We start from the raw sequence: 15349 nt of genomic DNA on the forward strand, positions 1-15349 counted from the left end.
GGATTACGCCGGCTCGGCCAGCCATTGACGGACAATGGCTGCGGTTTCGTTGGGATTGCGCTCGGCGAGTTCGCCGACGCGATGGACCGACTGGGCGTGGACCTGGCCCTGCACCTGGGCGATGTCGATCATGCTGGTCCCGGTCGGCTGCCCGTCGGTGCCGATCTGCGGCAGGCTGCCGTCGGTCAGCGCCGGCAGGCCGGCCGCCTCGGACGCCGGGTCGGACGCGAGCACGCGCTTCACCAGCGGCCGGATCACCATGAAAACCACCACCAGGCCGAGCACGAACATCACGCCGAGCTGAATCATGTTCATGATGTCGTCCTTGGTGAATTGCAGCATGCCGAGCAGCCCGCTCGGCTCCGGCAGCTTCTCGACCTGCGGGGCTTCGGCGAACTTCAGATTGACGACCTCGATCTGGTCGCCGCGCTTCTGGTCGAAGCCGATCGCCGAGCGCACCAGCGCCGCGATGCGGTCGAGCTGCTCTTTGGGCCGCTCGGCATAGACCAGCTCGCCCTTCTCGTTCTTGCTGTAGCTGCCGTCGACCAGCACCGCGACCGACAGCCGGTTGACCCGGCCGGCCTCGGTCACTTCGGTCTTGGTGACGCGGGAGATCTCGTAATTGTTGGTCTCCTCGGATTTCTTGCTCTGGTCCCGCGCGCCGGCGCCGCCCGGGGCCTGATTGCCCGGCAGCTCGTTGTTCACGGTGACCTGGCCGTCGGCCGCCGCGGTCTGGGACTGCTCCTCGCGAGTCTGGCTGGAGCGCAGCACCCGGCCTTCGGGGTCGAACTGGTCGGAGGTCTGGGTGATCTTGTTGTAGTCGAAATCGGCGGTGACCTGGACGCGGGCGCGGCCGGCGCCGACCACCGACGACACGATCGCCTCGATCTCGTTGCGCATCCGCTTCTCGAAGCTGGTGCGGCGCTCGTCACCCGCGGCACTGTCGGCCGAATTGGCGCTGGCCGATCCGTCCGCGAGCAACTGGCCGCCCTCGTCGACGATCGACACCCGCTGCGGCTTCAGGCCGTTGACCGCGGAGGCAATCAGATGGCGGATGGCGCGAACCTGCTGCGGCTCCAGCGCGCCGCGCACCCGCAGCACGATCGAGGCCGACGGCTCCGGCGTTTCCCGCGAGAACAGCGGCCGCTCCGGCAGCACCAGGTGCACCCGCGCCGCCTGGACGCGATCGATCGCCCGGATGGTGCGCGACAGTTCGCCCTCCAGCGCGCGCAGATGATTGATGTTCTGGACGAAGCTGGTGGTGCCGAGCGCGTCGGACTTGTCGAAGATCTCGTAGCCGACGCCGCCGCCCTTGGGCAGGCCGCCTTCGGCCAGCTTCATCCGCAGCCGGGTGACCTTGTCCTTCGGCACCAGCAGAATGGCGCCGTCATTGCGCATCTCGAACGGGATCGCCTGGCGCTCCAGCTCCTTGATGATGCTCGAGGAGTCCTCGACGCTGAGGTCGGTGTAGAGGGTCGTCATCTGCGGCTGCGAGACGCGCATGATGACGAAGGCGAAAAACCCGAGCAACGCAACCGTGACGGCAATCATCGCCATCACCCGGGCAGCGCCCAAGCCTTTCAGGAAACCCAGCAAACTCTGCAAGACCAGCCCCTCGGATTCGGCACGACAAAGCCGACTAGGCAAATCTTGCCTATGGGATGGTTTCCATATGGTTAACGAATCTTAACGCGGACGCGAATTGCTGCAGAAATGCTGAAAGCCGGCTTCCCGAAACGGGGCCGGCTTTCGCGAATTCGTTAATGATCTGGTAAGGAAGATTACTGGCGATATTGCTGGATGCGGGTGGTCCGGAGCCCTGCCAGCCCGTGCTGGTCGATCGAGAACTGCCAGGACAGGAACTCGTCCACGGTCAGGGTGTAGCGGCTGCAGGCCTCTTCAAGCGAGAGAAGGCCGCCTCGGACCGCCGCGACCACCTCGGCCTTGCGGCGAATAACCCAACGCTTGGTCCCCGGGGCAGGCAGATCCGCAATCGTTAACGGACTCCCGTCGGGCCCGATGACGTATTTGACCCGCGGACGGTGGGGCTCTGTCATGGCGTACTCACAACTCTCAAGCACTCAACATACTGTGTGTCGTAAACCTATGCTGCCCGGCTTAAAAATTGCCTAAGCAAAGCGCCGCGATGTGATCGACGAAATTAGTAAAGTCGTAAGATTGGTAACCGGAATCCTGCGCGTCGCAACCACGGCCGCAGATCCGGCTTTGAATGCCGGGATTTAGGCACGCAGGCGCCCGCGCCTGCAGCGCTCACCCGGCGGGACGGGCTGCGCTGGTGATTGGAATTGATCGCGCGTGATCGGCGCGGTGACGCTTCATCGACTATTGAAGCACTGTCGCCTTCTCGCGTGCAGAGTCGTCATCCTGAGAGCCTGCCCCGGACTTGATCCGGGGTGCGCGCGTAGCGCGCCTCGAAGGATGCGGACCCGAGGCGCCTGCGGCCCATCCTTCGAGGCCCAACGGGCACCTCAGAGTCTGACTCAAAATGAGGGCAACGAGATCAAGCACTTAAGTTCGTCATTGCGAGGAGCGAAGCGACGAAGCAATCCAGAAGCCTCATACTCGGCGCTGGATTGCTTCGCTTCGCTCGCAATGACGGGGATAGGGCGTTGATTTGGCGACCTGCATTTCCAGTCAGGCTTTCAGGATGACGGCGGCAATCGGATCGCGAGCTCCGATTCCATCAAAAGCAGAACCGCTCTACGGATCGATCAGCACGCCGGGATTGAGCATGGCCTGCGGATCGAGTTCGCGCTTGGCGGCGCGTAGCGCGGCGGCGAACAATTCGGGACGCTGGCGGTCGTACCACTTGCGGTGATCGCGGCCGACCGCGTGGTGATGCGTGATGGTGCCGCCGGCGTCGAGCAACGCGTCGCTCGCGGCGTCCTTGATCGACTGCCATTGCGAGAGCAGCGCACCGTGTCGACCGAGCGCGTGAAACGAGAAGTGCGGCGCCGGCCCGTCGGGATAGACGTGGGTGAAGCGGCAGGTGACTTCGCCCCTGATACCAGTCGCGTCGAGGATCGCGCGCTCGGTCGCGGCCTTCACGCTGTCGTGGAAGGATTCGAAGCGCTCCCAGGTGATCGCGGTCTCGAAGGTGTCGTTGATCAGCGCCGCCGGCGTCAGAAACTCGCGCGCATAGGGCATCCGGATGAAGGCGTTGCGCCACAACCCCGCGGCGCCTGCCAGATGCGCCTCGGCGGCATCGGCTTCTTCCTTGGTACCGCCGTGGTCGGCGCAGCATTCGAGCGCGCGCGCCATCCAGGCCTCGACCGGATGGTCACCGGATTCGAAGCCGAGCACCATGATGGCGACGCTGCCGTCGGCGGCGCCGGTGTTGAACGCTTCCTGCGGATCGAGGATGCGGCAGTTCGACGGATACAGGCCGGCCTGCGCCACTGCGCGCACGGCACGGGCCGCGGCGAAGAAATCCGCAAAGCGCACCGACGCCCCGGCGCGAAACGTCGGCCGCGATTGCAGCCGCATCCAGGCGCGCGCGATCACGCCGAGTATGCCTTCGGAACCGATGAACATCCGGTCCGGGCTCGGCCCTGCGCCCGACCCCGGCAGCCGCCGCGTTTCCATCACGCCGCGCGGCGTCACCACCCGCAGGCTTTCGACGAAATCGTCGATGTGGGTGTAGAGGCTGGCGAAGTGACCGCCGGAGCGGGTCGCGATCCAGCCGCCGAGCGTGGAGTATTCGAAGCTCTGCGGAAAATGCCGCAGCGTCATGCCGTGCGGTTTGAGCTGCGCTTCCAGCGCAGGACCATAGGCGCCGCCTTCGATCAACGCCGCGCGCGGTGGCGTCGACTTCGATCACCCGGCCGAGATGGCGCATGTCGAGCGACACCGCGGCCTTGTAGCGACCGCCGTCGACGTGGCATTCGACGCCGCCGCACACCGAGGAGCCGCCGCCGAACGGCGTCAGCGCCGCGCCGGCACCCCCGGCCCAGTCCATCACCGCGGCGATCTCGGCCTCGTTGCGCGGATAGGCGACGATATCGGGGGCGGCCTCGTAGTCGCCGACCATGCCGCGGACGTAGTCGGGATAGGACTTGCCGTAGGCATGAGCGGCGCGATTGTAGACGTCGATCGAACAGATCTCCGCGAGCGCGCGCGGCGGCACGATCCGCGGCTCCCGCAGCTTCAGCTCGTCGAGCTTCGGCACCGCGATGGTGTCGAAGCTGTCCTGACCGAATTTCTGCCGATAGCGGCCGAGCACGAAGGCCTGCTCGGCCGCGCTCATGCCCTCGCCTTCCCGTCCCCAGCCGTAATGCTTCAGCCGCGCGCTGCCCATCGTGCCCTCCCGTTCGGTTCGGCGACGATTGCTGGCGCGCCGATTGCGACGCTCAGTCTGAAGCGGGACGGCGGCGCCGGCAAGCGCGTCGCGTGCTGCAGCGCAGTTCGCTACGCGTCACGCACCGGGACGACCATAATATCCTGGCGCAGCCGCCGCAGCACCTCTTCGGTGACGCTGCCGAGCAGCATCCTGATCGCGCCCTGCCGGCCGTGGGTGCCGATCACCACGAGATCGGGCCGCATCTCGGTCGCGACATCGACGATCGTCGAGGGGGCAGTACCCTCCTTGACCACCGTGGTGTAGTCGATGTCACCGAGATCGAGCGGCTCCAGGAATCGCACCAGATCCCGCACCGCTTCGACGCGCGATTCGGCGAGATAGTCGTCGACATTCCCTTTGTGGACGCGCGCATAGCTCAGCATCCCGGCCGCCGCGGCGTCGTAGACGTGCAGGATCGAGACGCGCGTGCGGGGCAACAGGCCGAGGCTGCGGGCGACGTTGAGAGCGCGACCCGAACAGTCCGACAATTCGACCGGCGCCAGACCCGACCTGTAGCGCAGCGCCGGATCGATATTTGCCATCAGCACCGGGATCGAACTGTTTCGGATCACCCGTTCGGCGGTGGTGCCGACGAAAATATCCTTCAGAAATGCCCGACGATGGCTGCCGATCACGCACAGATCCGCGCCATGCTGCTGCGCGGCCCTGACGATGCCGTCGAACGGCGTGCCGCGCATCACCAGCGAACTGCAGCTCAGATCGGCGAGATAAGCGTGCTCCCGGATCGCATCGGCGAGTGCGTTTTCGGCAAGGTCGCATTCCGCGGCTACGATGTGTTCCGGCTGGTCGTCGTCGACGACATGGGCCAGCACGAGGCGCGCGCCCGCATCTCTGGCGATCAGGGCGGCGCGACGCACGGCACGGTCCGAACGCGCCGAGAAGTCCGTGGCGACGACGACCAGTTGCAAACCGGATTTCGTTGACTGACGCGGCATCTGATCCATGATCACCCTCTGCATGCTTGTAGGCGTTGACGCGGCTGTATCCGCAAGGCGCGGCAGCCAGAAAAGCCGCCGCGCCTCGCGCTTTCGCTACGGCTCGAAACTTCGCAGCGCGCCGATGCGGCGCATCAGCAGCTTCTCCGTTTCGAGCACGGCCATCATCACGACGCCGGCGCCGACGATGACCAGGCCGTCGACCAGCGACACCGGCGTGGTCTCGAACAGCGTGTGCATCACCGGGGCGTAGGTGAAGGCGAGCTGCGCCGCGATCACCACGATCAGCGCCAGCAGCACCGCCGGGGTGCCGAGCGCGCCGCGGAACGAGAACGAGGACACGTGCAGATAGCGGACGTTGAACAGATAGAAGATCTCGAACACCACCAGCGCGTTGACCACCATCGTCCGCGCCGTCTCCAGCGGCAGCCCCTTCCCCAGCGCGAAGAAGAAGATCCCCAGCGTGCCGGCGGTGAACAGCACCGACACGAAGACGATGCGCCAGACCAGGAACGGCGACAGCAGCGGCTCGTGCGCCGGCCGCGGCGGCCGCTTCATCACCCCGGGCTCCGGCGGCTCGAACGCCAGCACCAGGCCGAGCGTGACGGTGAGGATCAGATTGATCCACAGGATCTGCACCGGCGTCATCGGCAGGGTGAAGCCGAACAGAATGGCGAGGATGACGGCGAGCACCTCGCCGCCATTGGTCGGGATCGTCCAGGCGATCACCTTGCGGATGTTGTCGTAGACGGTGCGGCCTTCCTGCACCGCCGCCACGATCGAGACGAAATTGTCGTCAAGCAGCACGACCTCGGAGGCTTCCTTGGCGGTCTCGGTGCCCTTGTGGCCCATCGCGATGCCGACATCGGCCTGCTTCAGCGCCGGCGCATCGTTGACGCCGTCGCCGGTCATCGCCACCACGGCGCCGGTCGATTGCAGCGCGCGGACGATGCGCAGCTTGTGCTCCGGATTGGTGCGCGCGAACACGTCGGTATGCGTGGCGATGCCGGTGAAGGCTGCATCGGGGGTGCGATCGAGATCGGCGCCGCTGACGACGTCGGGGCTGTCGGTCAGCTTCAATTGCCGCGCGATCGCGTCGGCGGTGGCGGCGTGGTCGCCGGTGATCATCTTGACCACGATGCCCGCCGAACGGCATTCGGCGATCGCCTGGATCACCTCGGCGCGCGGCGGATCGATGAAACCGACCAGCCCCATGAAAGCGAGGCCGTCGTCGAGATCGCCGAAAGCGAGTTGATCGCTGGGACGCGCCGGCGATCGCACCGCAAAGCCGAGCACCCGCTCGCCCTCCGCCGCCGCCCGCGAAATCTGTTCGGTCCAGAATGCCGGATCGAGCGGCCGCGGGCCGTCGCGGCCCAGTTGCGTCTGGCACATCGCCAGCAGCCGTTCGGGCGCGCCCTTGACGAAGATCACCTGGCCGCCGGTGGCGGCGGCATGGCGCGTCGCCATGAAGCGATGCTGGGCGTCGAACGGAATCTCGTCCGAGCGCGTCCATGCCGAGCGTTCCCCGGCCGGGTCGAGGCCGGCCTTGATGGCGAGCGCGACCAGCGCGCCCTCCATCGGGTCGCCGTCGACGACGTAGTGCCCCTTGACCAGCCGCAACTGCGCGTCGTTGCAAAGCAGTGCCGAGCGGATCAGTTGCATCGCCGATGCGTCCGCCCCGGCATCCTCGCTGCCGTCGACCGTCAGTTCGCCCTGCGGGATGTAGCCCGAGCCGCTGACCAGAATGGTTTGATCGGCCGTGACGATGCGCCGTGCGGTCATCTCGTTGCGGGTCAGCGTGCCGGTCTTGTCGGAGCAGATCACCGAGGTGGCGCCGAGCGTCTCGACCGCAGGAAGGCTGCGGATGATGGCGTTGCGCCTGGCCATGCGCTGCACGCCGATCGCCAGCGTGATGGTGATCACCGCGGGCAGGCCTTCCGGCACGACGCCGACCGCCATCGCCACCACCACGATCAGCGCATCCGACCATTCGTAGCCGCGCACCAGCGTGGCGAACGCGAAGATCGCGGCGGCCGCCGAGATCGCCACCCAGGTGAAGCGTTCGCCGAACCGGTTGATCTGCCCGAGCAGCGGCGTGGTGAGTTGTTCGACGCCCTGGATCAGCGTGCTGATGCGACCGATCTCGGTGCGTTCGCCGGTTGCGACGACGACGCCGAAGCCCTGGCCGGCCGACACCAGCGTCCCGGAAAACGCCATGCACAGCCGATCACCGAGCGGCGCATCCACCGCGGTGGGCTGGTCGTGCTTTTCGGAGGCGACCGACTCCCCGGTCAGCATCGCCTCGTCGATCAGAAGACCGCGGGCGCGGGTGAGCCGCAGATCGGCGGGAACGCGATCGCCGGCCTCGATCATCACCACATCGCCGGGCACCAGATCGGCGGCGGGGATGCTGATGCGGTGGCCGTCGCGCCAGGCATGGGCGCGCGGCGAGATCATCTTGCGGATCGCGCTCAGCGCCTTCTCGGCCTTGTCTTCCTGAATGAAGCCGACGATCGCATTGATGGTCACCACGGCCACGATCACCGCGGCATCGATATGATGGCCCAGCACGGCGGCTGCGACCGCCGCAGCCAGCAGGAAGTAGATCAGGGTGTTGTTGAACTGCGCGAGAAAGCGCAACAGCGGATTCCGCCGGGACGCTTCGGGAAGCGCATTCGGCCCATAGGTTGCCAAACGCTTCGCCGCCTCGGCGCTGCTCAGGCCGCCGCGTTCGGTCGACAGACTCGCGAGAACCCGCTCGGCATCGACCGCGTGCCACATCTCCTCCGACGCCTGGTCGTTCGGGCCCTTGATCGTGGCTTCCATCGGCATGCTCATGCGTTGTCTCGAGGCGTTGGGTTTGACATTTGCGGGCCGCGAAGCGGGCGAAGCCGGCGTCTGCGCGACGGCATCGCCCCGCCGATCCGGGATCGGACGCGCGGCGTGACGGAGTTGAGGCGAGGCCGGAATCCCGGCGCATCCGGCACGGCGCATCCACGACGGGGCGCGCGCCACACCGTCGGGAAACGGCGCGGCTATCGGCGTGCTAACGGCGGCGAAGGGAAATCGCGGCGGACTCTACGACGCGATTGGGGGACGCAGCGGCGGACGCTCGCTGCGATCGAGCATCACCTCGGCGAGCGGCAGCTGCAGCCGGATCGACTCACATGCGGCGCGCCGCAATGGCACGGGCGTGAGCAGATGGGCGCTCGCTTCCGGGGCGAACACCTCGGGATCGTCGCTGAGGGTCGGCGCCGGACCGGGCGGCGGCGTCTTGACGAATTCGAACTGGTCGCGCGGCGCGTCATGCGCCGATGCGACGGGCACGGTGGCGACGATGATCACGGCGAGCGCAAACAGACAGATCGCCGCCTTGAGCCAGAGGCGCAATGCAGCAGGAACTATCCGGAACTCGCCGTTTCGATCAGATCGCATCGTCTCCCGACATCATTCGCTTTTTACAGGGCCCGACAAGACCGACTGAAGCTAGGCCGTACGCCTATCGTCTAACCTTGATCTCGCTCAATGCGGGTAGGCCGGCAACTGCGGCCGCTCGTCGCAACAAGCGATGGATTTCACATCATCGTCGATCACCACGCCGCGCCCGCACGAGTGATCGGAACATTTCGATCGAAACCTCCGCGTCGCGTGGTCGTCGCGCCAGCCTCGCTAGAATGCGAGCCTGACACCTCCGGTGACGCCGGCGTCGTTGCCGCCTCGGCGGGCGAAGCTGGTGGTGCCCGTCAGGGTGGCGGCGACATTGCTTGCCACCAGCGCCGAAATGCCGCCAGCGACCCTGCCATAGGTGCCGCCATCAGCCGACACCGGCGTCAGAATCGGCAGCAGCGGCGCCGACACCAGCGTGGTGGTGACGGTGTGGCCGGAGCGCAGGAAATCATGCGCGGCGGTCAGATTGAGGAACGGCGTGTAGCTGCCGTCGCCGAGTTGCAAGGGATAGCGGAGCTGCACGCCCGCATCGCCGGTGAGCGTGTCCAGCGTCTGCCGGTCCACCATCATGGCGAGCAGGACGTCGCCGGTCTCGGTGTAGCCCCGGATCGTGGCGTTGGTGTAGTTCAGCCCCGCGATCGGCCCGACGCGCAGCCGACCGGCGTCGAACAGATAGCCGCCGCGGGCGGCGACCGTGACCACGTCGGCCTTGGTGCTGGCGCGGATGATGTCGATGATGCCGCGGCGTTCCAGCGCGAAATTCTGGCGGCCATAAGCGACCAACCCGTCGGCGAACCAATGCGCATCCGTGTAGGAGCCGTAGCCCGCGAACTGGAACGCATCGATGCGATTCCGCGCATCCTGCACCGCGAGCTTCACGTCCGGCTGCGAATAGCCGAATACGCCGCCGACGCGCCAATTGGCATCGAGCCGATATTCCAGCCCGAGATAGCCGCCCGCCGCATCGTAATCGTAGCCGGTGGCGTAGAATTGCCGGTCGCGGCTGCCGCCGGCGTAGCTGGCCGCGCCGTAGACCGACCAGCGATCCACCGGGGCCGGCGGCGCAAGCGCCTTACCGGGGATCGCCGCCATCGCTGCATGGACGCCGGAGGGCTGGAAGCGTCGGCCGGCCTCGAGGCGATCGAACACCGAATTCGAGAAACCGCCGAGCAGGCCGGTCGCGACGCCGGCCTGCGGCGTCACTGTGCTCGGCGCATCGATCTGGTTGGCCATGTAGCTGGCGATCAGCGCCATCGCGGCGCCGGTCGGATGCACCGAATTCTCATAGAAGCAGCCTGCGACATTCACCGCGACTGTCCCCGGTGTCGATCCGGTGCCGGGCCCCGCCTCGCAACCGGTGAAGCCCGCGGGAATGCCGGCGAACCCGTACATCGCCGGATTCTCGGCGACGCGCTGCTGCAGGATGCCGAAATTGAGCAGGAAGATGCGCACGCCGGCCTGCGCGAGCGGCGCCAGCAATTGCTGGGTCTGCAAGTAATAGGTGTCGGCCCAGAGGTCACGCTGCGGGGCGCTGAAATTGTAGGGATTGGTTCCGTCCTTGCCGAGCGTCGCCTCCGGAAACCACTTCGAACTTCCGGTGCCGAGCCAAGCGATATTGCGCGCACCGGCGGCGACCAACTGCTGCACGCCTGCGACGGCGTTGACGGCGGAGACGGTCGCGCTGGTCGAAATCACCGCATTGACGTCGGCCGCACCCGAGACGTTGATGCCGGACAGGTCGTTGCCGCCGATCGACAGCGCGATCAGGTCACTGTCGGTGAAACGGGTCCCGCTGGCGACGAATTGCTGCAACTCGTAAGGCAATCCGTAGCTGCTGGATAAAAACGGCATGGTGTTGGTATTGTCGGTCCGCGCACCGCCGATCGAGTAGTTCGTCAGCCCCGACAGCCCGTAGATCGACTGCAGTGAGTCGACAAAATTGGTGCTGCCGGTAAAACGGCAACTCGTGTAAGTCGGGCTGGGACACGGCCAGAAGTCGGATGGAGTCAGCGTGAACGGAAAATACGGGATGCTGACCGTGCCGGTCCCGTTCGCGCCGATCAGCCGGTATGCGCCGCCGGGCGCCGAACCGGTATCCGCGTAGCTGTCACCGAAGCCGAACAACCTTGTGAACTGCGCCTGCGCCGGAGTCGGCATGATGCCGGAAGCGGCCGCTATCACGGCGATCGAGAAGATCGCCCGACGGGCACGTGAGAACAACATCGGTGCGCGACTCCGCGCGCCGTCGCCTGAAATACCGAACATCGCGAATCACCCCTTGCCCGCCGATCATCATCGGTGCGGCGGACCAGGGGCGGCAGCAACTGATAGAAATACGAAACGCACGGGTCATTCGTCTTATCGCGGATGACATCGCGACGACAATCGCAGTCTCGCGGTACTCGCCTATATCAACGAGACGACTCGCGCGTGGCAGCGCGATCGAGAAGCGCCAGCAGACCGCGCAGGATCTCCACCGGCTTCGGCGGACAGCCGGGGATGTGCAGATCGACCGGGATCACCGCGGAAACGCCGCCGGCGACCGCGTAGCTGCCGGCGAAGCAGCCGCCGTCTTGCGCGCAATCGCCGACCGCGACCACCCATTTCGGTCCGGGCACCGCGTCGTAAGTGAGCCGCAGCGCCCCGCGCATGTTGTGCGTCACCGGCCCGGTGACCATCAGCACATCGGCGTGGCGCGGCGAAGCGACGAATCGCAGGCCGAAGCGTTCGACGTCGTAATACGCGTTGCTCAGCGCGTGGATTTCCAGTTCGCAGCCGTTGCACGAGCCGGCGTCGACCTCGCGGATCGCGAGGCTGCGGCCGAGCGCGCGCCGCGCGGTGGCCTCGACCAGCGCCGCGAGTTCGGCGATGCCGGCCTCGCCCGGCGCCGGGGCGGGTTCGGTCAGCGGTCTGGCGAACAGGCTCTCGAACAGCAGCTTGCGCATCGCTACAGATCCACGCCGGAATAGGAGCAGTTGAACGATTTGTTGCACAGCGGGAAGTCGGCGACGATGTTGCCTTCGATCACGGCTTCCAGCAGCGGCCATTGAAACCACGACGGGTCGCGCAGATGGCAGCGCTCGACGACACCGTTGTGCAGCCGCAGCCAGACGAGGATATCGCCGCGAAACCCTTCGACCAGCGCCAGCCCTTCGCAGACCTCCTCCGGCAGATTCGGCGCGACCCGGATCTCGCCGCGCGGCAGCCGGTCGAGGATCTGGTCGACCAGCGACAGGCTCTGCTCGACTTCGCGAATCCGGATCCAGACCCGCGCGTCGACATCGCCCTCGGTCAGCACCGGGACGTCGAAGCGCAACTCGTCATAGGGCGCGTAAGCCGGCGTGCGCCGCGCATCGAAGCCGCGGCCGGAGGCGCGGCCGACGAAGCCACCGGCGGCGTATTGATCGGCGAGCGCGGGTTTGAGGATGCCAGTCGACACGGTGCGGTCCTGCAATGAGGCCGTGCTGTCGTACAGCTCGATCAGCGCCGGCAGCTTGCTGCGCACGGCGGCCAGCGCGGCGCGGATCGCGGCCTTGCCGGCGTCGTCGAGATCGCGCGCCACCCCGCCGGGCGTCACTACGTCGCGCATCAGGCGATGGCCGAACGCGGTGTCGGCGGCGCGCAGCATGTTTTCGCGCAGCACGCCGAATTGCGCCAGCATGATTGCGAACGCCGCGTCGTTGCAGACCGCGCCGATGTCGCCGAGATGATTGGCGAGGCGCTCCAGCTCGGCGCACAGCGCCCGCAGCCACACCGCGCGCGCCGGCACCGCGATCTCCGCCGCGGTCTCGACCGCGCGCGAAAATGCCAGCGCATAGGCGACCGTCGAATCGCCGGAGACGCGGCCGGCGAGCTGCGCGGCACGCGGCAAATCCGCGCCGGCGATCAGCCCGTCGATGCCCTTATGGACGTAGCCCAGCCGCTGCTCCAGCCGCACCACGGTCTCGCCGCTGACGGTGAAGCGGAAATGCCCCGGCTCGATGATGCCGGCATGCACCGGGCCGACCGCGACCTGATGGGTGCCGTCGCCATGCACCGGCAGGAAGCGATAGGGCGGCGGCGGCGTCTCCACTTCGACGCGCGCGCCGAGCGGCGCGTGCACGCCCCATTGGCCGTGATCGAGCCAGGGGCGATCGTCGATCGCGCCTTCGGGCGTCAGGCCGAACAGATCGGTGATGGTGCGCTCGAGCCGCAGCGCCGGCAGATGCCTGGCGGCGACCGAGGGAAACGTGCCGTGCGGACAGTCGAGGCTGACGATTCCGATCTCCGCGGTGCGCGGATCGAACAGCGCCATGTGCACGCCCGAAGGCTCGCCCCACAGCGACAGCAACTGCCATTGCTGCTCGCTCAGCATCCTCGTCGCGAAGCTCCACACCGCGCGATCGACCACCGTGCGGGTCCACGGCCGGTGCCGCGCCACCTGCAGGCCTTCGAGGTTGAGATCAATCAGCGACGGCATCGGATCTGTTGCTCCCTAGCCCAGCAGCTTGGCGACATGCTGGAACCACACGACCACCGGCGCCGGCAGATACACGCCGGCGATCAGCACCAGCGCCAGATGCGCGAACATCGGCACGTAGGACGCCTGCACCGGCTGGCGGCTGCCGCGCGGCCGGCCGAAGGCGATGCCCGTGAGCCGCAGCATCAGCGCGCCGAACGCCACCAGCAGGCCGAACACCAGCAGCAGCGCCAGCCACGGCGAGCGCGCGAAGGTCGAGGTCACCAGCAGGAATTCGCTCATGAAGATGCCGAGCGGCGGCAGCCCGGCGATCGCCGCCACGCCGACGACGAGGCCCCAGCCGAGCACCGGGTGGGTCTCGGTGATGCCGCGGATCTTCGCCAGCGACTGCGTGCCCTTGACTTGAGTGATGTGGCCGACCGCGAAGAAGATCGCCGATTTGGTCAGGCTGTGCATCACCATGTGCAGCAGTCCGGCGAAATTCGCCAGCGGTCCGCCCATGCCGAAGGCGAACACGATGATGCCCATGTGCTCGATCGACGAATAGGCGAACAGCCGTTTGATGTCGCGCCGCCGATACAGCATGAAGGCGGCGAACAGCAGCGACGCCAGCCCCATCACGATCATCAGCACGCCGGGCGGCATCGCCTCGCCATTGGCGGCGAGCAGCATCTTGAAACGCAGCAGCGCATACAGCGCCACGTTGAGCAACAGGCCCGACAGCACCGCCGAGATCGGCGTCGGGCCTTCGGCGTGGGCGTCCGGCAGCCAGGCGTGCAGCGGCGCGAGGCCGACCTTGGTGCCGTAGCCGAGGAACAGGAACACGAAGGCGACGTTCAGCAGCGGCGCGTCGAAGCCGGCGGCGCGCGCCACCAGCACGGTCCAGATCATGCCGTCCTGACCCTCGCCGACCACCGGACGCGCCGCCATGTACACGAGGATGGTGCCGAACAGCGCCAGCGCGATGCCGACGCTGCCGAGGATGAAGTATTTCCACGCCGCTTCCAGCGCCGCCGGCGTGCGATAGATCCCGACCATCAGCACCGTGGTCAGCGTCGCCAGTTCCACCGCCACCCACATCAGGCCGATATTGTTCGACACGAACGCCAGATTCATGCCGAACATCATGATCTGGTACATCGCGTGGTAGAACCGCAGATAGGTCGGCGTCAGCTTGCCGGTCTCGAGTTCGTGGGCGATGTAGCTCGCGCTGAAGACGCTGGTGGTGAAACCGACGAAGGTGTTGAGCACGATGAAGACGATGTTGAGATCGTCGACCAGGATGTACGGTCCCGGCGCCGGCCGCGGCAGCACCAGCAGCGAGGCCGCGCAGAGAAAGCTCCCCAGACTCGCGACGACGTTGAGCCGCGCGGTCAATTTGTAGCCCGGCAGCAGCGCCAGCACGATGGCGGCGCAGACCGGGATCAGCAGCACCCCCACCACCGGATCGAGGCCGGACAAATTCATCGCTGCTCTCCGCGCGAGACGTCGAGCTGCGCCACGTCGACCGAGTCGAACCGTTCGCGGATCCGGAACAGCACGATGCCGATCACGATGAACGCGATCAGCACCGAGAACGCGACGCTGATCTCGACCACCAGCGGCATGCCCTTGGCGCCGGCGGCGGCGAGGATCAGCCCGTTCTCCAGCGACATGAAGCCGATCACCTGGCTGACCGCGTTGCGCCGCGTCACCATGAAGAGCAGCCCCAGCAGCACCACCGACAGCGCGAAGGCGAGGTCCTCGCGCGCCAGCGCGTCGGCGTCGGCGGTGACGCGCAGCATCAGCGCCAGCGACAGCGCCACCAGCCCCATGCCGGCCAGCATGGTCGGGCCGATCCCGACCACGGTCTCGATGTCGCGGTGGATGCCGAGCTTGTAGACGATCCGGCGCAGCGCCACCGGAATGATGATCGCCTTGAACAGCAGCGCGATCAGCGCGGTGACGTAGAGATGCGGCGCGTCCTGGATCAGCGCCTGCCATCCCACCGCCAGCGACAGCATGATCGCATGCAGCGCGAACACGTTGAGCAGCGAGGTCAGCCGGTCCTGATACAGCATCATGAACGACACCAGCACCAGGCCGCCGGCCAGCGAATGCGAAATGTCGAAGGCGAGCCCGTGCATC

11 protein-coding genes and 1 pseudogene are annotated in these 15349 nt (G+C 66.8%); all 12 read right to left on the minus strand.

Annotated features, from left to right (window positions below; all coding sequences use genetic code 11):
- Positions 1-3: 3 nt before the first annotated feature.
- Entirely contained in the window at positions 4-1605 is a 1602-nt protein-coding gene (gene fliF / locus ACTZWT_RS12250) for a flagellar basal-body MS-ring/collar protein FliF (protein WP_444769964.1), read from the minus strand.
- Between the two features lie 176 nt (positions 1606-1781).
- Positions 1782-2057 carry a CtrA inhibitor SciP gene (sciP, locus tag ACTZWT_RS12255; RefSeq protein ID WP_002714638.1) on the minus strand — a complete coding sequence of 92 codons (276 nt, stop codon included), beginning with the start codon at positions 2055-2057 and terminating at the stop codon, positions 1782-1784.
- A 664-nt stretch (positions 2058-2721) separates the two neighbouring features.
- Positions 2722-3810: an FAD-binding oxidoreductase gene (locus ACTZWT_RS12260; protein ID WP_444769965.1), complete on the minus strand. Its 1089-nt coding sequence runs from the start codon at positions 3808-3810 to the stop codon at positions 2722-2724.
- 67 nt (positions 3811-3877) lie between these two features.
- Positions 3878-4318 (minus strand): annotated as a pseudogene (locus ACTZWT_RS12265) (FAD-binding protein); the annotation flags it as partial.
- Between the two features lie 110 nt (positions 4319-4428).
- Positions 4429-5340: a universal stress protein gene (locus tag ACTZWT_RS12270; protein WP_444769966.1), complete on the minus strand. Its 912-nt coding sequence runs from the start codon at positions 5338-5340 to the stop codon at positions 4429-4431.
- A gap of 72 nt (positions 5341-5412) precedes the next feature.
- Positions 5413-8154, minus strand: coding sequence for a cation-transporting P-type ATPase (locus ACTZWT_RS12275; RefSeq protein WP_444769967.1), 2742 nt, complete (start codon positions 8152-8154; stop codon positions 5413-5415).
- 240 nt (positions 8155-8394) lie between these two features.
- Positions 8395-8706 (minus strand): hypothetical protein, encoded by a 312-nt coding sequence (locus ACTZWT_RS12280; protein ID WP_444769968.1) that lies wholly within the window; start codon positions 8704-8706, stop codon positions 8395-8397.
- A 279-nt stretch (positions 8707-8985) separates the two neighbouring features.
- Positions 8986-10986 carry an autotransporter outer membrane beta-barrel domain-containing protein gene (locus ACTZWT_RS12285; protein WP_444769969.1) on the minus strand — a complete coding sequence of 667 codons (2001 nt, stop codon included), beginning with the start codon at positions 10984-10986 and terminating at the stop codon, positions 8986-8988.
- 188 nt (positions 10987-11174) lie between these two features.
- Positions 11175-11708 (minus strand): NADH-quinone oxidoreductase subunit B family protein, encoded by a 534-nt coding sequence (locus ACTZWT_RS12290; RefSeq protein WP_444769970.1) that lies wholly within the window; start codon positions 11706-11708, stop codon positions 11175-11177.
- A 2-nt stretch (positions 11709-11710) separates the two neighbouring features.
- Complete coding sequence (locus tag ACTZWT_RS12295) at positions 11711-13222, minus strand: hydrogenase large subunit (RefSeq protein WP_444769971.1); 1512 nt, start codon at positions 13220-13222, stop codon at positions 11711-11713.
- A gap of 15 nt (positions 13223-13237) precedes the next feature.
- The gene (locus tag ACTZWT_RS12300) at positions 13238-14689 is read right to left on the minus strand and encodes a hydrogenase 4 subunit F (protein ID WP_444769972.1); all 1452 of its coding nucleotides are present in this window, start codon (positions 14687-14689) and stop codon (positions 13238-13240) included.
- Positions 14686-15348: a hydrogenase-4 component E gene (locus ACTZWT_RS12305; RefSeq protein WP_011440161.1), complete on the minus strand. Its 663-nt coding sequence runs from the start codon at positions 15346-15348 to the stop codon at positions 14686-14688. Before ACTZWT_RS12305 ends, ACTZWT_RS12300 begins: the two co-directional genes overlap by 4 nt.
- Position 15349 lies beyond the last annotated feature (1 nt).

The organism is Rhodopseudomonas sp. NSM (assembly GCF_052445935.1).
In the GTDB taxonomy this organism is placed as follows: Bacteria; Pseudomonadota; Alphaproteobacteria; order Rhizobiales; family Xanthobacteraceae; genus Rhodopseudomonas.